Origin of the sequence: Alkalihalophilus lindianensis, from assembly GCF_032843265.1 — a bacterium.
Classification (GTDB): domain Bacteria; phylum Bacillota; class Bacilli; order Bacillales; family Bacillaceae_D; genus Alkalihalophilus; species Alkalihalophilus lindianensis.
Map to the genome: position 1 here is coordinate 1 of NZ_JAWJBA010000255.1, position 276 is coordinate 276.

Sequence of the window (276 nt, forward strand, 5' to 3'; positions counted from 1 at the left end):
TTATGATTAAAATTGAAATACCAAATCCGGATGTTGTATTAACAAAACAAAAACAGTTAGGAGAAAAAGTAGAAGCGGTGATTAGCAGTAAATATGGCTTTACAGATTATCACCGGATTCCTCGTGATAAAGGAGGTATCATCTTGCTATTTAACGCAAAGGACGAACTGTTATTTGTCGGCAAAGCCCGGAAGTTGCGTCCAAGATTAAAGAAACACTTTGAGGATACCGTTTCTCCAATTAAAATGCACCGAGATGAAGTATTTAAAATTGCGG

General features: G+C 36.6%; 1 protein-coding gene. It reads left to right on the forward strand.

The genetic code is table 11. The features are described 5' to 3' along the window. Positions 1-2: 2 nt before the first annotated feature. Positions 3-276: GIY-YIG nuclease family protein (locus RYX56_RS22165; RefSeq protein ID WP_317124093.1), on the forward strand; the 274-nt coding region annotated here is incomplete at its 3' end.